This is a genomic window from Sphingomonas sp. Root710 (genome assembly GCF_001429065.1).
Lineage (GTDB): Bacteria > Pseudomonadota > Alphaproteobacteria > Sphingomonadales > Sphingomonadaceae > Rhizorhabdus.
Map to the genome: position 1 here is coordinate 1,561,086 of NZ_LMIB01000001.1, position 17,248 is coordinate 1,578,333.

General features: G+C 65.2%; 21 protein-coding genes. 12 read left to right on the forward strand and 9 right to left on the reverse strand.

The window, feature by feature from the left end; genetic code table 11:
• The first annotated feature begins 10 nt into the window (after positions 1-10).
• The 4 genes from ASE00_RS23845 (at position 11) to trmFO (ending at position 3,237) form a co-directional block, all read left to right on the forward strand.
• Positions 11-271 (forward strand): hypothetical protein, encoded by a 261-nt coding sequence (locus ASE00_RS23845; protein ID WP_056378588.1) that lies wholly within the window; start codon positions 11-13, stop codon positions 269-271.
• Entirely contained in the window at positions 268-1,440 is a 1,173-nt protein-coding gene (locus ASE00_RS07290; protein ID WP_056378590.1) for a winged helix-turn-helix domain-containing protein, read from the forward strand. The genes ASE00_RS23845 and ASE00_RS07290 overlap by 4 nt, the downstream gene beginning before the upstream one ends.
• Positions 1,441-1,510: 70 nt before the next feature.
• Complete coding sequence (locus ASE00_RS07295) at positions 1,511-1,858, forward strand: hypothetical protein (protein ID WP_056378592.1); 348 nt, start codon at positions 1,511-1,513, stop codon at positions 1,856-1,858.
• A 44-nt stretch (positions 1,859-1,902) separates the two neighbouring features.
• Positions 1,903-3,237 carry a methylenetetrahydrofolate--tRNA-(uracil(54)-C(5))-methyltransferase (FADH(2)-oxidizing) TrmFO gene (trmFO, locus tag ASE00_RS07300; RefSeq protein ID WP_056378594.1) on the forward strand — a complete coding sequence of 445 codons (1,335 nt, stop codon included), beginning with the start codon at positions 1,903-1,905 and terminating at the stop codon, positions 3,235-3,237.
• Here the strand turns inward: trmFO and ASE00_RS07305 are convergent.
• Together ASE00_RS07305 and ASE00_RS07310 are read right to left on the reverse strand one after the other, a co-directional pair.
• Positions 3,224-3,634, reverse strand: a complete 411-nt coding sequence (locus tag ASE00_RS07305) for a low affinity iron permease family protein (RefSeq protein ID WP_056378596.1) — start codon at positions 3,632-3,634, stop codon at positions 3,224-3,226. The genes trmFO and ASE00_RS07305 overlap by 14 nt on opposite strands.
• A 14-nt stretch (positions 3,635-3,648) precedes the next feature.
• Complete coding sequence (locus ASE00_RS07310) at positions 3,649-3,867, reverse strand: DUF2945 domain-containing protein (RefSeq protein ID WP_056378598.1); 219 nt, start codon at positions 3,865-3,867, stop codon at positions 3,649-3,651.
• Positions 3,868-3,953: 86 nt separating this feature from the next.
• On the opposite strand from ASE00_RS07310, the gene ASE00_RS07315 reads away from it, so the two are divergent.
• On the forward strand, positions 3,954-5,135 hold the full coding sequence (locus ASE00_RS07315; RefSeq protein ID WP_056378600.1) for a glycosyltransferase family 4 protein: 1,182 nt from the start codon (positions 3,954-3,956) through the stop codon (positions 5,133-5,135).
• A 54-nt stretch (positions 5,136-5,189) separates the two neighbouring features.
• Here the strand turns inward: ASE00_RS07315 and ASE00_RS07320 are convergent, their stop codons facing one another.
• Both ASE00_RS07320 and ASE00_RS07325 read right to left on the reverse strand, forming a co-directional pair.
• Positions 5,190-5,567: a nuclear transport factor 2 family protein gene (locus ASE00_RS07320; RefSeq protein ID WP_156405306.1), complete on the reverse strand. Its 378-nt coding sequence runs from the start codon at positions 5,565-5,567 to the stop codon at positions 5,190-5,192.
• A 45-nt stretch (positions 5,568-5,612) separates the two neighbouring features.
• Positions 5,613-6,149, reverse strand: a complete 537-nt coding sequence (locus ASE00_RS07325; RefSeq protein ID WP_056378604.1) for a MarR family winged helix-turn-helix transcriptional regulator — start codon at positions 6,147-6,149, stop codon at positions 5,613-5,615.
• A gap of 112 nt (positions 6,150-6,261) precedes the next feature.
• On the opposite strand from ASE00_RS07325, the gene ASE00_RS07330 reads away from it, so the two are divergent.
• Positions 6,262-7,269: an amidohydrolase family protein gene (locus ASE00_RS07330; RefSeq protein WP_056378606.1), complete on the forward strand. Its 1,008-nt coding sequence runs from the start codon at positions 6,262-6,264 to the stop codon at positions 7,267-7,269.
• A gap of 19 nt (positions 7,270-7,288) precedes the next feature.
• Here the strand turns inward: ASE00_RS07330 and ASE00_RS07335 are convergent, their stop codons facing one another.
• Together ASE00_RS07335 and ASE00_RS07340 are read right to left on the reverse strand one after the other, a co-directional pair.
• The gene (locus ASE00_RS07335) at positions 7,289-8,590 is read right to left on the reverse strand and encodes an MFS transporter (protein WP_056378608.1); all 1,302 of its coding nucleotides are present in this window, start codon (positions 8,588-8,590) and stop codon (positions 7,289-7,291) included.
• A gap of 51 nt (positions 8,591-8,641) precedes the next feature.
• Positions 8,642-9,142: a nuclear transport factor 2 family protein gene (locus ASE00_RS07340; protein ID WP_162256420.1), complete on the reverse strand. Its 501-nt coding sequence runs from the start codon at positions 9,140-9,142 to the stop codon at positions 8,642-8,644.
• Positions 9,143-9,367: 225 nt separating this feature from the next.
• Between ASE00_RS07340 and ASE00_RS07345 the strand changes: the two genes are divergently transcribed.
• The 4 genes from ASE00_RS07345 (at position 9,368) to ASE00_RS07360 (ending at position 12,494) form a co-directional block, all read left to right on the forward strand.
• On the forward strand, positions 9,368-10,132 hold the full coding sequence (locus tag ASE00_RS07345) for an SDR family NAD(P)-dependent oxidoreductase (RefSeq protein WP_056378611.1): 765 nt from the start codon (positions 9,368-9,370) through the stop codon (positions 10,130-10,132).
• Positions 10,133-10,213: 81 nt separating this feature from the next.
• Positions 10,214-10,795, forward strand: a complete 582-nt coding sequence (locus tag ASE00_RS07350; RefSeq protein WP_156405307.1) for an NADPH-dependent FMN reductase — start codon at positions 10,214-10,216, stop codon at positions 10,793-10,795.
• The gene (yghU, locus tag ASE00_RS07355; protein ID WP_056378615.1) at positions 10,795-11,652 is read left to right on the forward strand and encodes a glutathione-dependent disulfide-bond oxidoreductase; all 858 of its coding nucleotides are present in this window, start codon (positions 10,795-10,797) and stop codon (positions 11,650-11,652) included. Before ASE00_RS07350 ends, yghU begins: the two co-directional genes overlap by 1 nt.
• Positions 11,653-11,669: 17 nt before the next feature.
• On the forward strand, positions 11,670-12,494 hold the full coding sequence (locus ASE00_RS07360; RefSeq protein WP_056378617.1) for a pirin family protein: 825 nt from the start codon (positions 11,670-11,672) through the stop codon (positions 12,492-12,494).
• Between the two features lie 41 nt (positions 12,495-12,535).
• Here ASE00_RS07360 and ASE00_RS07365 read toward each other — a convergent pair whose 3' ends face one another.
• Genes ASE00_RS07365 through ASE00_RS07375 form a run of 3 tightly spaced genes read right to left on the reverse strand, consistent with a single transcriptional unit; the run spans position 12,536 to position 14,855 of the window.
• The gene (locus tag ASE00_RS07365) at positions 12,536-13,069 is read right to left on the reverse strand and encodes a nuclear transport factor 2 family protein (RefSeq protein ID WP_056378619.1); all 534 of its coding nucleotides are present in this window, start codon (positions 13,067-13,069) and stop codon (positions 12,536-12,538) included.
• Between the two features lie 55 nt (positions 13,070-13,124).
• The gene (locus ASE00_RS07370; RefSeq protein WP_056378620.1) at positions 13,125-13,964 is read right to left on the reverse strand and encodes an alpha/beta fold hydrolase; all 840 of its coding nucleotides are present in this window, start codon (positions 13,962-13,964) and stop codon (positions 13,125-13,127) included.
• A gap of 36 nt (positions 13,965-14,000) precedes the next feature.
• Positions 14,001-14,855, reverse strand: coding sequence for a fumarylacetoacetate hydrolase family protein (locus tag ASE00_RS07375; RefSeq protein ID WP_056378622.1), 855 nt, complete (start codon positions 14,853-14,855; stop codon positions 14,001-14,003).
• 132 nt (positions 14,856-14,987) lie between these two features.
• On the opposite strand from ASE00_RS07375, the gene ASE00_RS07380 reads away from it, so the two are divergent.
• Positions 14,988-15,443, forward strand: coding sequence for a nuclear transport factor 2 family protein (locus tag ASE00_RS07380; protein ID WP_200957883.1), 456 nt, complete (start codon positions 14,988-14,990; stop codon positions 15,441-15,443).
• A 65-nt stretch (positions 15,444-15,508) separates the two neighbouring features.
• Complete coding sequence (locus ASE00_RS07385; RefSeq protein ID WP_056378626.1) at positions 15,509-16,954, forward strand: aldehyde dehydrogenase family protein; 1,446 nt, start codon at positions 15,509-15,511, stop codon at positions 16,952-16,954.
• Positions 16,955-17,248: the final 294 nt, after the last annotated feature.

The following is a 17,248-nucleotide window of genomic DNA, read 5'->3' on the forward strand; positions in this document are numbered from 1 at the left end:
CGGTGGCGGCATGGATCTGGACTCCTTGCTTCTCCATTATTTCGGCACTGACGATCTCGACACGCTCGACGAGGACGCAATCGAGGCGGGGCGTGAACGGGCGATGATCGCCTTCGGCACCGAGGGCGATTCGGGGCGGCGTTTCGCATTGTGGATATTGCTTCACGCGCTGGGCAGCGCGCCCGATCCCGACCGCGCCTTCAAGAATCCCGCCGACCGCAAGGCCGCCGAGGATTATGCCTGGGCGGCGGCGCGCATGGGCCGGTCTTGACCGAAAGCCTATCGCCCGCGCAAGCGCGCCGGATCGCGCTGGCTGCGCAGGGGTTCGGCGCGGCCCGGCCGAGGACGGTCGGTCAGGCCCATCTCAAGCGGACGGTCGAGCGGCTCGCACTGCACCAGATCGACAGCGTCAACGTCCTGTCGCGCGCCCATTATCTCCCCGCCTTCTCCCGCTTGGGGAATTATGACCGCGCGCTGCTCGATCATGCCGCCTGGGGCCCGAAGCGGGCGCGGCGGATGTTCGAATATTGGGCGCACGAGGCGTCGCTGCTGCCGCTCGATCTCCACCCGCTGCTGCGCTGGCGCATGGCGGAGGCCGACCGCGGCGAGCGCGGCTGGACCGGGCTGCGTCCGTTCGCCACCGAACGGCGCGGAGAGGTCGAGGCGGTGCTCGACCGTATCCGCAGGGAAGGCCCCCTCGCCGCTTCGGACTTCGAGGAGGGCAAGAGCCGCAGCGGCTGGTGGGAATGGGGCGACAGCAAACGCAAGCTGGAATGGCTGTTCTGGGCAGGCCACATCACCACCGCCACCCGCCGCAACAGTTTCGAACGGGTCTATGACCTGACCGAGCGGGTGATCCCGGCAAGCATCCTGGCCCTTCCCACCCCCGGCAAGGCCACCGCCCACCGTGCCCTGATCGAGCGCGCCGCGCGGGCGCTCGGCATCGCAACCGAGGGCGACCTGCGCGACTATTTCCGCACCGGGGTCGCCGACAGCAAGGCGGCGATAACGGAACTCGCCGAAGAGGGCGTGCTCCTCCCCGCGTCGGTCAAGGGCTGGCGCAAACCGGCGTGGCTGCACCGCGACGCACGCCTTCCCCGGAAGGTCTCGGCCCGCGCCCTGCTGGTGCCTTTCGATCCGCTGATCTGGGAACGGGCGCGTGCCGAAAGATTGTTCGATTTCCGCTACCGGATCGAAATCTACACGCCCGCCGAAAAGCGCCAGCACGGCTATTATGTCCTGCCCTTCCTGCTCGGCGACCGGCTGGTAGCCCGCGTCGACCTGAAGGCCGACCGGCAGACGCGACAGCTGCTGGTCCAGTCCCGCCATCTCGAGCAGGGCGCGCCCGCGGAGACGATCGATCAACTCGGTGAGGAACTGGACCTGATGGCGGCGTGGCTCGGCCTGGACCGGGTGCAAATGAAAGGCTCCGAGATTTAATCTCCGATTCCCGGGAAACCCCCATCCCCTCCGATAGTTGTCTGCGCCGGGGGCGACAGGGAGACCGGACATGCACGCGACACGACTGGGGCTGCTGACAGCGGCGATCATCGCCATCAACCCCGCCGTCGCAGCGGCACAGACACGCGCGGGGCTCGCCACCACGCTGCGCCAACTCGATGCAGCCTTCGTCTGCCCGCAATTCCTGCCCAGCGATGAGGCGCGGCGGGTGGAAATTTCCCAGTTCGGCCGCGCGCTCGCCGCAAAGGGCGTCAGCTTCGCCCAGGCCACCGAAATCCGCGCGCGCTTCCTGACGCGGCACAATTGCAATGCGCCGGTCGAGGCTGAGGCGACCGCCATCGCGGAGCCCACGTCCGCGACGGTCGCGCCGATCGCCATCGCCACGGCACCTCAATAAGCAAAACCCTTCCTCCGCAGGCGATCGCGCTCTAGAGCGCTGGCATGGATTATCAGGTGCATGTGATCGGCGGCGGGCTGGCCGGGTCGGAGGCCGCGTGGCAATTGGCGGAAGCGGGCATCCGTGTGCGGCTGTCCGAGATGCGCGGAATAGAAGCGACGCCGGCACATCAGACCGACAGCCTTGCGGAGCTGGTGTGTTCGAACAGCTTCCGGTCGGACGACCCGAACAACGCGGTGGGCCTGCTCCATGCCGAGATGCGAACGCTCGGCTCGCTGATCATGAAGACCGCCGACGCGCACCGCGTCCCCGCCGGATCAGCGCTGGCGGTCGACCGCGAGGGCTATGCCGAAGGCGTCACCCGCGCGATCGAAACCCATCCCAATATCGAACTGGTTCGCGAGCGGATCGATGTTCTGCCGGGCAGCGGCCCGACGATCGTCGCGACCGGCCCGCTGACCGGCGAGGCGCTCGCGGGATCGATCGGCGACGCGACCGGCGCCGACGCGCTCGCCTTCTTCGATGCGATCGCGCCGATTGTCCATAAGCATTCGATCGACATGGACGTCGCCTGGATGGCCTCGCGCTGGGACAAGGGCGAAACCAAGGATTACATCAACTGCCCGATGAACAAGGAGCAGTATCTCGCCTTCCATCAGGCACTGCTCGACGGTGAGAAGGGCGAGTTCAAGGAATGGGAAAAGGACACGCCCTATTTCGACGGCTGCATGCCGATCGAGGTGATGGCGGAGCGCGGCGTCGACACGTTGCGCTATGGACCGATGAAACCCGTGGGCCTCGATGATCCGCGCACCGGCCGCTGGCCCTATGCGGTGGTGCAGCTACGCCAGGACAATGCGCTGGGCACGCTGTGGAACATCGTCGGCTTCCAGACCAAGCTGAAGCATGGCGAGCAGACGCGCATCTTCCGTACCATTCCCGGCCTGGAGAATGCCGAGTTCGCCCGGCTCGGCGGCCTGCACCGCAACACTTTCATCCAGAGCCCCAAGCTGCTCGACGCGACGTTGCGGCTGAAGAGCAGCCCGCATATCCGCTTCGCCGGACAGATCACCGGTTGCGAAGGCTATGTCGAATCCGCGGCGATCGGCCTGCTCGCCGGGCGCTTCGCCGCCGCCGAACTGCTCGGCCAGCCGATCGCGCCGCCGCCCGGGACCACCGCGCTGGGCGCGTTGTTAGGCCATATCACCGGCGGCGCAGATGCGGCCACCTATCAGCCGATGAACGTCAATTTCGGCCTGTTCCCGCCGGTCGAGGGCGCGCGCGGCGGACGCAAGCGCAAGGCCGACCGCAAGGCGATGTTCGCCGAACGCGCGGGCGAGGATCTGAAGGCGTGGATGGCGGACGTCAGCGCCGCCTGATCAGATGGGCGATGCTGTCGGTATGATGCGGCCGGCCATTCTCTGCCGGCGCGCATTCCTCCTCGATCGCGGCCCGGATCTTCTCAAGCTCCTTTTCGGTCAAATGCTCGATCCCGATATATTCGTTCCGCGCCGTTTTAATCGCGCGGATCAGTTCGTCGAGCTTGGCCTGCATCGCCGCCGCGTCACGGTTCTGGGCGTTCTGGATAAGGAACACCATCAGGAAGGTGATGATCGTCGTCGTCGTGTTGACGATCAGTTGCCAGGTATCTGAAAATCCGAAGATCGGCCCGCTCGCGCCCCACAAAGCGATCGCGATCGCCGCGATGATGAAGGCGAGCGGCTGCCCCACCGCCGTGGCCATCCTGGCGGCGATCCTGGTAAACAGTTGATCCATCGGCTTTCCTTCGTTCAGGCGGCCGTCAGTTCGGACCCGCGCTTCAACGCCTTCTTGCCGTCATCGGTCTCGACAAGATAGGCCGGATTTTCGGCGCTACCCCGACGGACGATCCGCGCGCCTTCGATCGTGCGCTGGACGCGCCGCTCGAAGCGCTCGACGACATGGCCATGGGCGCTGTGCGCACCCCATTTCCAGCTGATCTTCTGGCCTTTGCGGAACATGTTCGGCATGACGGCATTCTTCCGTCCGACAACATCCGGCGCGCCCGGCTGTTCCGGATTGGCCTTTTCGGAACTGAGCGGCTAGAGGCCTGCCGATGGATGCATCTCAGCTTCGCGTCGCCCTGTTCACGGGCAACTATAATTATGTCCGCGACGGAGCGAACCAGGCCCTGAACCGACTGGTCGGCTATCTGCTCAAGCAGGGCGCGGCGGTGCGCGTATATTCTCCGACGGTGGCACAGCCCGCCTTTCAGCCGACCGGTGATCTGGTCCATATTCCTTCGCTGCCCGTGCCGGGCCGCGCCGAATATCATTTCCCGCTTGGCATCCCCCGGCGCGTGCGGCGCGACATCACCGCTTTCGCGCCGAACATCCTGCACGTCGCCAGCCCGGAGATATTGGGCCATCGCGCGGTGAGCCTGGCGCTGCGCCGCAAGCTGCCGGTGGTTGCATCGGTCCACACCCGCTTCGAAACCTATTTCCGCTATTATGGGCTCGCCTTCCTCGAACCGGTAGTCGAGGCGCTGCTGCGCCGTTTCTATCGCCGTTGCGACGCGATCTTCGCGCCTTCGGAATCGATGGCGCAACTGCTGCGCGAACAGCGGATGAGCTATGACGTCGGCATCTGGTCGCGCGGCATCGACCGGACGATCTTCCAGCCCGAGCGGCGCAGCGACGCATGGCGGCAATCGCTGGGCATCGCGCCCGACGACGTCGTGATCGGCTTCGTCGGGCGGCTCGTCATGGAAAAGGGCCTCGACGTCTTCGCCGACACGATCGATCAGTTGCAGCGCCGCCAGATAAGGCACAAGGTGCTGGTGGTGGGCGAAGGCCCGGCACGCGACTGGTTCGAGAAGCGTCTGCCCGACGCGATCTTCGCAGGCTTCCAGAAGGGCGAGGATCTGGGCCGCGCGGTTGCGTCGATGGACATGCTGTTCAACCCGTCGGTCACCGAAACCTTCGGCAATGTGACGCTGGAGGCGATGGCGGCGTGCCTGCCGGTGGTCGCCGCGCGCGCGACCGGCAGTGAGAGCCTGATCGATGACGGCATTACCGGGCGGCTGATCCAGCCGGGCCGCACCCACGCCTTCGCCGACGCGCTGCAGACCTATTGCGAGGACGCCGGACTGCGCCGCTCGATCGGCGAGGCGGGCCTGAAGTCGAGCGAACGTTACGGCTGGGACCAGGTTAATCAGGAACTGGTCGATTCCTATATCCGCATCGTCCGCCAGCATCAGGCGGGCGTCCGCGTCGCACGCCAGAGCCCGGTGCCCTGAACCACAATCGTCCCTAAGCCTAGCAGGGGAGGATTGGAGTTCTCCCTCTTTGGTTCATGTCCCCAGCAACGGGGCAAGATCGATATAGACCTGGACGCGGTCGACCTGCCGCTCACCGCTGCGCCGCAAATAGGTTGCGACCGGCATGCTCACCGCGCTGCCGTCGAGCCGGGTATAGGTGACGATCGCGAGCGAAACCGCCTTGTCGCCATCGATCACGATCTCTTCGATCTGATGCCGCATCGACCGGAGCGTCGCCCAGAAGCGTGCGGAATTATCAAGCGCGGCCTCCTTGCCGCGGACGACGGGCCGGTTGCCCAACCGGGTTTCATAATTCGGACTAAGCCATGGGCCGATCCGGTCTCGATCCATCGCATCGACATCCCGAAAGAAATCGACGACCCATGTCTTGTCGTCGGTTGGGTTCTGCACATCATCCTCCACAACGCGATCCGGACCGTCGACCGCGGAAATCGATCAGCTCTCCTTGGTCTTCCGGCCGCTTTTCGTCCGCTTGGCGTGCGCCGCCGCCTGGCCCTGGAGGGGAGCGCGGCTGAGGTCGTTATTCTGTTCGACCAGCGTCTTGAGCATCGCCATGAAGCTGTCGCGCTGGGCAGGTTCGAGCGGCGCGAGAATCCTTTCGGCATGGGCGGGGATGACCTTCGCCATGTCGATCAGCACCTGGCGGCCGGCCTGGGTCAATTCGAGATGGAGACGGCGTCCGCCGATCACGTGGCGCACGATCCACCCCTTCTGCTCGAGGCGCAGGCTGACCACGTTGATCGTGGTACGATCGACCGCGATCAGCCCGCCGATCAGCCGCTGATCATTATCGGGATTGTCGCGTATCGCCTGAAGCGCAGCATATTGCACCGGCGTGACGTCGATATCCGAGGAGACTTCGAGGAACAGCGCCAGGACGATCTGATAGAGCTGGCGCACCAGGAAGCCGAGTGCGTTCTGGTAGTCCGGCAGGTTTTCGCCGTCCCCCGTCGATAGATCGTTCCCCGCCACAGCAACTCCTGTTCTCCCGCGCCGGCAGTCCTAGCCCACGGCTTCTCCGCTCGACAACCACTTTACCCCTGGCGCGACTCACGTTACAGTATACTGTCATAAGGAACAAAGCATGCGAAATTATACCCGGATCGACGCCTATTCGCATTTCGCGCCGCTCGCCCTCAATCGGTATCTGGAAAAGGCGATGGGTGGCCCAGGCCCGTTCAGCGCCGTCTTCAAATCGCTTCCCGAAGTCTATGATGCGCAGGCGCGACTGGCGCTGATGGATCGGCTCGGCGTCGATGCCAATGTTCTTTCACCTATCCCCTGGCTCGAGGTCGTTCCTCCGGTCGCAAGCAACCCGCACCGCGCCCTGGAGGCATCGGTCATCGGCAACGACGCCCTCGCCGAAGACATCGGCGTCGATCGCGAACGGTTGTTCGGCATCGCCGTCCTGCCCAGCGCAAATCCCGATGGTGCGGCGGACGAGTTGCGTCGCGCGGTCCGCGAGCTTGGCTTTGTAGGCGGCGTGCTGCCGGTAGGGCCGACCGCGGTGCCGATGGACGCGCCGTCGCTGGCTCCGATCTTCGCCTGCGCGGAGGAACTGGACGTTCCACTGTGGCTGCATCCCTCGCGCCCGCCCTTCTGGCCCGACTATGCGGGCGAGCAGCGCTCCAAATATCAGGAGTGGCAGATCTTCGGTTGGCTGTCCGACACCAGTTCGGCCATGCTGCGCATCGCGTTGTCGGGCGTCTTCGACCGGCACCCGAAGCTGAAGCTCATCGCCCATCATTGCGGCGCGCTCGTCCCGCTCTACACCACGCGGATCGAAACCGTGTTCCTCACCCAGGCGAAGATGGGACTGGATATCGGCGCGGTGGTCGAGGCACCATATCTCGATCATCTCCGAAACTTCTATTGCGACACCGCGACCTTCGGCGTGGACACGCCGATGCTAGCGCGCGCCGCCGAGTTCTTCGGGCCCGAGCGGCTGCTGTTCGGGACCGATGCGCCGATGGATCATGCCGAGGGCATATTCACGCGCAACGCGATCGCCAGCATCGAAGGCCTGGACGTGTCGCCCGAGACCCGCGCCGACATCCTGGCAGGCAACGCCCGGAAACTGCTGCGGATCTGACCGGCCTGTCCCGCGCGGATCAGACCGGCCGGTCTTCCGGCCGATGGCCGCGCAGCGGCTGAAATCCGAACAGCGCGCCGATGATCATCGTGGTCGGACAGATTGCGAGCATCGCGATCTGGAGCGCGAGTTGCTCGCCATGGACCGGCCGCAGATGATCGCTGACCAGCCCGACGAGCAGCGGCCCGATCGACCCGGCCAGCACGCTCTGGATGATCACCAGCACCGCCCCGACCGCGCCCTTGGAGCCCGACGGCACATATTCGAGCGCCGCCGCATAGGAGGTGCCGTAGCGTGCCATGATGAAGAAATAGCCGAAGATGCAGCCCGCGGCGCTAATCGGCAGCGACAGACCCGAGAAGCCGACCACCAGGCAAAGTGCGGAAGCAATCGCCGAAGCCGCCGATATCCGGTTCATCCAATCGGGGTCCGAGGACCGCCGCACGAGACGCGCGACCAGCGCCCCGCCCGCCAAACCGCCGACCACACCCGCGACACCGAACGGCACGCCGTTAAGTGCGGCCACCTGCTCATAGCTGAGGCCATAGTTGCGGATAAAATAGGCGACCGTGAAGGTCGTATTCGCCGCCACGCCGGTGAACACCAGGAAATGCGACAGCAGGACCAAGACGAAGGGCCTGTTGCGGCACATTGCGCGAAGGGCGGGGATGACCTTCTCGCGCGGTGCGTCGGCTTGCGCGCCCGCATCCACCGGCGCCCGGGGTTCCCGGACGAAACGGAACAGGAAAGGCACGAACAGGAGACCGGCGGCGCCCGACACGTAGAATCCCGCGCGCCAGCCCCAAGTCGCGACGATCATGCTGAAGATCGGCACCCCGATGCACAGCGAGAGACCGTTGGCGCTGTAGAAGATGCTCATCGCCCAGGGGCGCCGCTTGCTGGGGAAATGGCTGGAGATCAGCGACAGCGAGGCAGGTATGCCGCCCGCCTCGCCCATGCCGACCGCCGCCCGCGCGACGAGAAGCTGGGTGTAGCGTTGCGCGAAACCGCACATCAGCGTGGCGCCAGACCACACCGCGAGGCAGAAGCCGAGCACCCGCCGCGACGCGCCCCGATCGGCCAGTACCGCCAGCGGGATCGCCGCGACGCCATAGGTCGCGGCATAGGCGAAGCCCGCAAGAATGCTCATCATGGTGTCCGACGCGCCGAATTCGTGCTTGATAGGTTCGAGCACCAGCGACAGCGACGTCCGGTCGAGCGCGTTGAAGAAATTGGCGATCGTCAGAAGGATGAGCACCGTCCAGGCTTCGCGCCCGACCGGATCCTGAGCCTCGTCATGCGTCCCGCTCACAGTCTGCATATGTTTATCCCGCGTGGATGACGTTGTATGACATGGCCGGGCGGGCGATCATCACGCGTCGCCTCCGGCAGGCCCGATCTTCCGGCGACGTTCGGCGAGGGCGGCTTCGTACATCGCCTGATTACCTTCCATCCAGCCGACGACCTGCTGGGTGTGAAAGATCTTCCAGTCGTCACCCTCACGCTTCAGCCGGTTGCGATAGACGCCGATCTGCTTTTGCAGCGGCCCGCCCTCCGCATCCGCGCGGAAATGCTGCGCGTGCAGCGTCGAGACGCATAGCGCCTCGTCACCGTCGATCTCGATGTGATGGTTGGCGGCGATATGCTGGGTGGCGTCGAAGCATTCAAAGAAGGGGGGCGAGGTCCGCGCCAGATCGGTCGCCTTGAGCACCCGGTGGCCGCCCGCGAGCGGATAATCGAAGGTGACCGTCTCCGCGAAGCAGGTGCGGTGGAGCGCCCAGTCGCGGCTGTCGAGCGCGATGGCGAAGCGGTTGACCACGTCGGTAATCCTGGCTCGGTCATAAAGCCATTGCAACTTTTCGGCGTCGGTCATCGGCCTCTCCTCGGGGCGGGGCGTCCGGGGCCCGCCCCCGAAGCATATGTCTCTCACGGTCGGTCGACCCAGGGCAAAATTCCTGCCCGGCATCTCCAACCACTAACTTGACAGTACACTGTAACATGAACATCATGCAAGCCGGATTGAACGCAGGCGCGACAGGCCGGAAGGATCGCCTCCTCCCGCCCGCAGCGCGCGAGCGCAAAAAGGGAAGGATGGACCATGGCGGGTCGGCTGGCCGGAAAGACGTGCATCATCACCGGGACCGGCGGCGCAATGGGCAGCGAAGCCGCGCTCGTCTTCGCCCGGGAAGGTGCGCTGGTCATCGGCTGCGACGTCGACGCCGATGCCGCCCAGCAGACGCTTGAGCGCGTCCGCGCCGAGGGCGGCAGGATGGAGTCGCTGCACCCGCTCGACCTTTCGACCCAGGAGAACGCCGCCGCCCTCGCCGCCTTCGCGCTGTCGCACGGCGGCCGCATCGACGTCCTCTATAATAATGGCGGGGGTGTGCGGATGGCGTGGCTGCCCGACATGTCCGCCGAGGACTGGTCGTTCACGATCCGCAACGAACTCGACATCATCTTCTTCGCGGTCCGCGCGGTCTGGCCGACCATGGTCGAGCATGGCGGCGGATCGATCATCAATGTCGGATCGGTCTCGGGCAAGATCGCTTACAAGGTCCTGCCCGCAGTCGCCCATAGCGCGGCCAAGGGCGGCGTGATCGCGATGTCGAAGCATATGGCGATGGAGGGCGGGCCGCATGGCATCCGCGTCAATTCGATCAGCCCCGGGCTGGTGCTGACACCCTCCACCGAACGGAAAATGTCCGACCCGGCATGGGCCGAGGCGATGATCGGCAAGATCATGCTGGCCCGCGCGGGCACCCCCGCCGATGTCGTGCCCGCCGCCGTCTATCTCGCGTCGGATGAGGCGCGCTGGGTCACCGGCGCCGACTTCGCGATCGATGGCGGCACCACCGCCTGGTAACCGATTCCGCGCCCCTCATCACTCGCTCGCGGCACGGCCCCCCGCCCGGCGCAGGCATAGCCATCATCACTGGAGACCATCATGGAGAAGCCCCGCATAGCGATCATCATCAGCACGACGCGCGAAGGCCGCTTCGGCCCGTCGGCCGCCGCGTGGATCGAAGGGCTCGCGGCGCAGCGCGACGACATGGATTTCGCGATCGTCGACCTGCGTGATTATGACCTGCCGCTGTTCGACAGCCGAACCTCGCCGATGCGCGCGCCGGTGACGAACCCGGTTGCGCTCGCCTGGCAGGAAGCGATTGCGGGTTTCGACGGATATCTGTTCGTCACAGCGGAATATAATCGCTCGATCACCGGCGCGCTCAAGAACGCCCTCGACTGGACCGGGCCCCAGCTGGCGCGCAAGCCCGCGGCCTATCTCGGCTATGGTTCGCTGGGCGCGGCACGCGCTGTCGAGCATTTGCGGCAGATGTGCGTCGAACTGCAAATGGCGCCGATGCGCTTCGGGGTGCACATCGCCGGGGCCGACGCCAACCAGTTGCTCATCCAGCGCAAGCCCTTCTCCGAAGTGCCGCTGCCACACCTCGAAGCAGGAGCGAAGGAGCTGTTCGACGAGCTGTCCTGGTGGACCCGGGCGCTGAAGGTGGCGCGAGCGGCCTGATGCCCGGCAACGACGCCTCGCTGAACCAGCCGCCAGGCTATGTCCCTCCGGCGATTTGGTCCTGGAAGCCCCAGTCCGGCAACCTGAACCGGCCGGTTTCGGGCGCGACGCACGACAAGGTGCTGCCGGTCGGCAAGCATCCGTTGCAGCTTTATTCGATGGGCACGCCCAATGGGGCGAAGGTAACGATCCTTTTGGAGGAGCTGCTCGCCGCTGGTCATGCGGGCGCCGAATATGATGCCTGGCTGATCCGGATCGGCGAGGGCGATCAGTTCGGCAGCGGCTTCGTCGCGATCAACCCCAATTCGAAGATCCCGGCGCTGGTGGATCGCAGCACCGATCCGCCGACTCATCTGTTCGAAAGCGGGTCGATCCTCTTCTACCTCGCGGAGAAGTTCGGCGCCTTCCTGCCCACCGAGCATTATAGACGGGCGGAAACGATGAACTGGCTGATGTGGCAGATGGGGTCGGCGCCGTTCGTGGGCGGCGGTTTCGGCCATTTCTATGCCTATGCGCCGATCAAGATCGAATATGCGATCGACCGCTATACGATGGAGACCAAGCGCCAGCTCCATGTCCTCGACACGCATCTGGCGGACAGGCGCTTCATCGTCGGCGACGAATATACGATCGCGGATATGGCGATCTTTCCCTGGTATGGGGCGATCCTGACCAGTACCTATAATGCGGCGGAATTCCTGTCGGCGCACGAATATCCCAATCTGCGCCGCTGGGCGGACCGGATCGCCGCGCGCGACGCCGTCAGACGCGGGCGGATCGTCAACCGCCCGGGCCCGGAAGGCACCACCCTGCTGGAGCGGCATGCCGCCGCTGATTTCGACGCGCTGAACCTTTGAGCGACAGGAGCAAGGCCATGACCACAGCAGATCGCGGCGTACGGCTGCGGACGCGCGGAACGTCGCTGGGGCCGATCACGCGCCTCGTCAGCCCGGGCGACCTCGGCGAAATATTGAAGCCCTTCGTCTTCCTCGACCTCGCCGACATCCCGCCCCGGCCCGGCGGCGGCTTCGGCTGGCATCCCCATTCGGGGATCGCCACGCTGACCATCATCATCGACGGCGAGAATGAATATCGAGAGACCACCGGCGCCCATGGCGGCCTCAAGCCCGGCGGCGTCGAGTGGATGGCGTCGGGCAAGGGCGTCTGGCACGCGGCCGCCCCGGTGGGCAGCAAGAATCTCAAGGGCTTCCAGCTCTGGATGCTGCTGCCGCCCGGACGCGATCTGCTGCCCCCCGCCAGCACCCATTTCGCGGATGCGGCCATCCCGCGGAAGGATGGCGTCCGGGTCCTGCTCGGGGCCTGGGACGGTCTTACCAGCCCGGTCCCGTCGGCACCGGGCGCGACCCTGCTCGACGCATCGCTCCCGGCCGGCAAGCGGTGGAGTTTCACGCCGCCGGAAGGCCAGGAGCTATGCTGGCTCGCGATATATGCGGGAAGCCTGCGCTATGGCGACGTGCATGCCACTGCCGGCGACCTGCTGGTCTTCGAGGACGGCGCCGCGCCGCTGAACTTCGACACGGACGACGGCGCGGGCTTCATCATCGGCTCGGCGCACCGGTCGCCCCATCCGCTCCATCTCGGCAGCCACTCGGTACATGTATGCGCCGAGGCGCTGGCCCAGGGCGAGGCGGAAATCGCCCGGCTGGGTGCGGAGATGCGGGCAGCAGGGTTGTTATGAGGATCGCGGACGGCCAGAGGCCGTCCGCCCCCTCGGCGCCGCTAAACCGCCAGCGCGGCGACCGCCGCGCGCTTATTCTCGTCCGTGAAGATCTGCTGTGCGATCCGCGCCAGTTCGGGCTCGGTCACGTCGAACAGCGCGCCATTGCCGTCGACCCATTGGAAGTCGTGCTTGATACGATGGATCTTCCAGTCCTCGCCAGCCTTTGTCAGCCAGAAATCATACCAGCCATATTGGGTGTTGCTGCTTTCGCCATGGTCGGTCGCCTTCCAATGGCGGGCGGTGAAATAAACCTTGGCATGGGCGCGCTGCCCATCCAGCGTGATGTCGAAATTACTGTAACTGTGATGCCGCCGCGTCGGCGACAGGAACAGGTCGGCCCAGCGGCACATCAGCTTCGTCTCGATCCGCACCTCGGCATGGCCCGTGAGCCGCTCGAAGTTCAGGCTGACCAGCTCGGTGAAACAGGTCAGGTAAGAGTCCCAATCGCCGGTATCGAGCGAGCGCCCGAAGCGTAGCAGGGTCCTGGTGATGCCGCGCTCTTCCCAGAGAATGGCCTGGCGTTCTGCGTCCATAAACGGCTCCCATGCTGCGGGGCCGCGAGCATGTCATGCCCGCGGCCCGGCAAGTTCATTTGCTGAAGAATTCCTCGATCAGGGCGCAGAAAGCCTGGGTCTGCTCGATCATCACCCAATGGCCGGTCTGGCCGAACATGTGGAGCTGCGACCGGGGAATGGCGTGATGCGCGCGGATGCTCACCTCGGGCGGCACGACGACGTCTTCGCGGCCATGGATCAGCAGCGCCTCGCATTCGAGCCGGCCCAGTTGCTCTTCGCTGAGCGCCAGAGCATCGATCGACTCCTGGCGAGGCGCCCGGAACATCGAGGCGAAAGCCGCCTGATAATCGGGGCGCGCGCAGGCGTTGAGGCGGCTGGTGATCAGGTCATCGGTGATGATGCTCTTGTCCCAGGGGAAGAAGCGCATGTGCTCGGTCATCACCTCGCGGCTCAGCTCATGCTGCCCCCACAGCTTGTCGAGCGCGGGGGTTATCTCGAACGACATCAAGTTCGATCCCATCATCGCGATCCGCTCCACCCGGGCAGGATCGCGCAGCGCGAGGTGCGTGGCGAGCATGCCGCCGAATGAATTGCCGAGAAACGAGGCGCGCTCGATCCCCAGCGCGTCGAGGAAGGAGGTGAGGTGCTCGAGCCAATAGTCGAGCGTGTAGTGCGCGCCGGGCTCGAGCTCGGTGAAGCCGAAGCCCGCAATGTCGACGGCGATGGCGCGCGCATATTTCGCGATCTTCGGCAGCACGAGACGCCAGTTCGCATAGGCGCTGACGCCAGGTCCCGAGCCGTGGATCAGGATGATCGGCTTGCCCTCGCCCATTTCGAGATAATTGGTCTTCAACCCCTTCGCGATCACGGACTTGCCGATCTCCGAAAGCGCGGGTGCGGTCATGTCATTCATTGCCTTCTCCTTGTCGGTATCGACATTTTTGGGATGTCAGGCGGCCGCGACGAGTTCGGCCTCGTCCACGACCCGGTTGGTCAGCGTGCCAATCCGGTCGATGGTGACCGAGACCTCGTCGCCCGGGCGCAACCAGCGTTGCGGATTGCTGTTGATCGCGGAACCGAGCGGGGTGCCGAGGGCGATCAGGTCGCCGGGCTCGAGCGGTGCGATGCGCGACAGATAGGCGAGCAGCTTCGGCACAGTGAACAGCAGGTCATCGAGCCGGTCGGACTGGACGGTCTCGCCGTTCAGGGTCGTCTTGAGCGACAGCTCGGCGGGATCGGCGATCTCGTCGCGTGTCACGATCCAGGGGCCGACCGCGCCCGATCGCCAGAAATTCTTGCCGGGCGTATCCTGCGACGTGTGCCGCTGATAGTCGCGGACAGACCCGTCATTGTAGCAGCTATATCCGGCGACGTGATCGAACGCATCGGCTTCGGCGATGTGTCGCCCGGCCTTGCCCACGACAACGCACAGCTCACCTTCATAATCGAACTGTTCCGACACCGCCGGGCGCACGATCGGCTGGCGATGTCCGACATGCGACGAGGCGAAGCGGGTGAACAGGATCGGGTAGTCCGGCCGCTCCAGGCCTAGCGTCGCCATCGCCCGCTTGAAGTTCCGTCCGACACAGAAGATGCGGCCCGGATCGGTGACCGGCGGCAACCATTCGATCGCGCCGCCGGGGAACAGTTCGCCATGCGCGCTCGCGTCCCGGATGCGGTCCGGCTCGGGCAACAGTCCACGGAGGGTCGTGCCGGGAAAGCGGGCCGAGATGTCGATGATCCCGTCGCCTTCGACCACGCCGAAACCGATGTGCCCCCGATACCGAAAGCTTGCCAACCGCATCCACGAGCCTCCCCACGATCGAGGTCCGGCAAGTTTTCAAGAGCGCCTTGCCAGCCTCGAAGACGGCGGCTATCATTCCTCTATCATGAATACAACCACTATCAGTGAATTAGTGCTGCAGGAGCAGAGCGCGTGGAAAGATTGACCAAGGACGGCATGGAGCGGTGGATCCGCGACTATTTCGATGCCTGCAATTCGGGTAACGAGGCGCGGATCGCCGCCTATTTCGAACCGGACGGTGTCCATTATTTCCCGCCCGGAATGTATGAGGGCCCCTTCGTGGGGGCGGACGTCATCGCCCGCCGCTGGCGCGCCGCCGTGGAGACGCTGGGCTCCTTCTGGACGGTCGACCATGTGATCTGTGAGCCCGAAACCCGGCGCGCGGTGATCGAATGGACGCATTTCAAGCGGCACAGCAACGTCATGCTGCGCGGCGACGAATGGTACATCTTCTCCGAACGCGGCCTGATCCAGGAGATCAGGGCCTATTATGCCTCCCCCCAGGACGGCTCGCTGTCGGCGCTCGAACTTGGCGGGTTCGATTATGCGAGCCGGGGTTATCCGCTGACGGCACCCGAGGACGCCTGAGCGCGATTCATAATCTGCGGCCATAGCGACGGGCCCGTGAACATATATACAGGATTGAGGAACATATGAGCGAAGCGGCGATCCAGGTCCGGCATCTTATCGGGGGCGAATGGCTCGGTTCGGCTGGGGGCGAAGCGCGGACCAATCCCTCCGATACCAGCGAGCTGGTCGCCACCCTACCCGCAAGCGATGTCGGCATCGTCGATCAGGCCGTCGCCGCGGCGCGCACAGCGCAACCGCTCTGGGCGAATGCGACCCCGGAATTTCGCGCCGATTGCCTCCACAAGGCCGGTGAGCTGGTTTTGGCGCGCGCCAAGGATCTCGGTCGGCTGCTCAGCCGCGAGGAGGGCAAGACCCTCGCCGAAGGGATCGGCGAGGTCGTGCGGGCGGGACGGATCCTGCGCTATTTCGCGGGGGAGGCGATCCGCCGCCATGGCATGACGCTGGACTCGGTGCGGGCCGGTGTCGACGTACAGACCTTCCGCGATCCGCTCGGCGTGGTCGGGCTGATAACCCCGTGGAATTTCCCGATCGCGATTCCGGCATGGAAGAGTGCCCCGGCGCTGGCCTTCGGCAACACGGTCGTCATGAAACCGGCGAGCCATACCGCCGCCATCGCCGCCACGCTGGCCGCTATCTACGAAGAAGCGGGCATGCCGCCGGGCGTCTTCAATCTGATCGTCGGCCCGGGCTCGATCGGAGGGGCGCTGGTGCGCCACCCCGGCGTCGACGCGGTCTCGTTCACCGGATCGCAGACCGTTGGCGGGATCGTCGCGGCGGATGCCGCAACCCGTCAGGCGCGCTTCCAGCTCGAAATGGGGGGCAAGAACCCGCTGGTCGTCCTTGATGATGCCGATCTCGACCGGGCGGTGCAGATCGCCGTCGACGGCGCCTTCTTCGGTACCGGGCAACGCTGCACCGCCTCCAGCCGGCTGATCGTCACCGACGCCATCCACGATCGCTTCCTCGCCGCGATGGCGTCGCGCATGGACGCGTTGCGCGTCGGTAATGCGCTCGATCCGGAAACCCATATCGGTCCTGCAGTCAGCGAGACGCAGCAGGCGCAGGACATCGGCTTCGTGGAACGCGCGATCGCGGATGGCGCTCGCCTCATATCGGGCGGTGATCCGGTCGAGTCCAGGACGCGGGGGTGGTTCGTCCGCCCGACATTGCTCGCGGACACGACCGCAGAGATGGAGATCAACACCAGCGAAGTGTTCGGCCCCGTCGCGAGCGTGCTGCGCGTGAAGGATTATGACGCGGCGCTCGAAACCGCCAACCATGGCGAGTTCGGGCTGTCGGCGGGCATCGTCACCCAGTCGCTGAAGCATAGCCGCCACTTCCAGCGATCGGTGCGCGCGGGCATGGTGATGGTCAATCTTCCAACCGCCGGAGTCGACTATCACGTCCCCTTTGGCGGGATGGGACGATCGAGCTTCGGCTCGCGCGAACAGGGTTTTGCGGCGGTCGAATTCTACACCCAGATTCGCACCGTATACGCTACTGCCTGAGGCTCATCGCTCCGCCGGCGCCTTCCTTACGAAGGCGTCGGCGCCAATATTCGGGCCAAAAATCCGCCGATGTCATCAAGCGCCGCCGCTTCAAGCATCCCGACATTTGGAAGGGATGACATGGGTCGTCCCGTCACAGACATGGACCTCGCAATCGGACCCGCCCTCTTCGGCCTTCCGGGCGAACAGCTAAACGCGCCGCACGCAGGAAACGCGTTTTTATAATGCTCAAGGGGGCTTACAGGACTCGAACCTGTGACCCCCGCATTACGAAGGCTACTGACGAGTTTTCAA

Coding starts and splice junctions, on each gene's coding strand:
- ASE00_RS23845 (WP_056378588.1), top strand. CDS start 11: ATGGATCTGGACTCCTTGCTTCTCCATTATTTCGGCACTGACGATCTC.
- ASE00_RS07295 (WP_056378592.1), top strand. CDS start 1,511: ATGCACGCGACACGACTGGGGCTGCTGACAGCGGCGATCATCGCCATC.
- trmFO (WP_056378594.1), top strand. CDS start 1,903: ATGGATTATCAGGTGCATGTGATCGGCGGCGGGCTGGCCGGGTCGGAG.
- ASE00_RS07305 (WP_056378596.1), bottom strand. CDS start 3,634: ATGGATCAACTGTTTACCAGGATCGCCGCCAGGATGGCCACGGCGGTG.
- ASE00_RS07310 (WP_056378598.1), bottom strand. CDS start 3,867: ATGCCGAACATGTTCCGCAAAGGCCAGAAGATCAGCTGGAAATGGGGT.
- ASE00_RS07315 (WP_056378600.1), top strand. CDS start 3,954: ATGGATGCATCTCAGCTTCGCGTCGCCCTGTTCACGGGCAACTATAAT.
- ASE00_RS07330 (WP_056378606.1), top strand. CDS start 6,262: ATGCGAAATTATACCCGGATCGACGCCTATTCGCATTTCGCGCCGCTC.
- ASE00_RS07335 (WP_056378608.1), bottom strand. CDS start 8,590: ATGCAGACTGTGAGCGGGACGCATGACGAGGCTCAGGATCCGGTCGGG.
- ASE00_RS07340 (WP_162256420.1), bottom strand. CDS start 9,142: ATGACCGACGCCGAAAAGTTGCAATGGCTTTATGACCGAGCCAGGATT.
- ASE00_RS07345 (WP_056378611.1), top strand. CDS start 9,368: ATGGCGGGTCGGCTGGCCGGAAAGACGTGCATCATCACCGGGACCGGC.
- ASE00_RS07350 (WP_156405307.1), top strand. CDS start 10,214: ATGGAGAAGCCCCGCATAGCGATCATCATCAGCACGACGCGCGAAGGC.
- yghU (WP_056378615.1), top strand. CDS start 10,795: ATGCCCGGCAACGACGCCTCGCTGAACCAGCCGCCAGGCTATGTCCCT.
- ASE00_RS07360 (WP_056378617.1), top strand. CDS start 11,670: ATGACCACAGCAGATCGCGGCGTACGGCTGCGGACGCGCGGAACGTCG.
- ASE00_RS07365 (WP_056378619.1), bottom strand. CDS start 13,069: ATGGACGCAGAACGCCAGGCCATTCTCTGGGAAGAGCGCGGCATCACC.
- ASE00_RS07370 (WP_056378620.1), bottom strand. CDS start 13,964: ATGAATGACATGACCGCACCCGCGCTTTCGGAGATCGGCAAGTCCGTG.
- ASE00_RS07375 (WP_056378622.1), bottom strand. CDS start 14,855: ATGCGGTTGGCAAGCTTTCGGTATCGGGGGCACATCGGTTTCGGCGTG.
- ASE00_RS07385 (WP_056378626.1), top strand. CDS start 15,509: ATGAGCGAAGCGGCGATCCAGGTCCGGCATCTTATCGGGGGCGAATGG.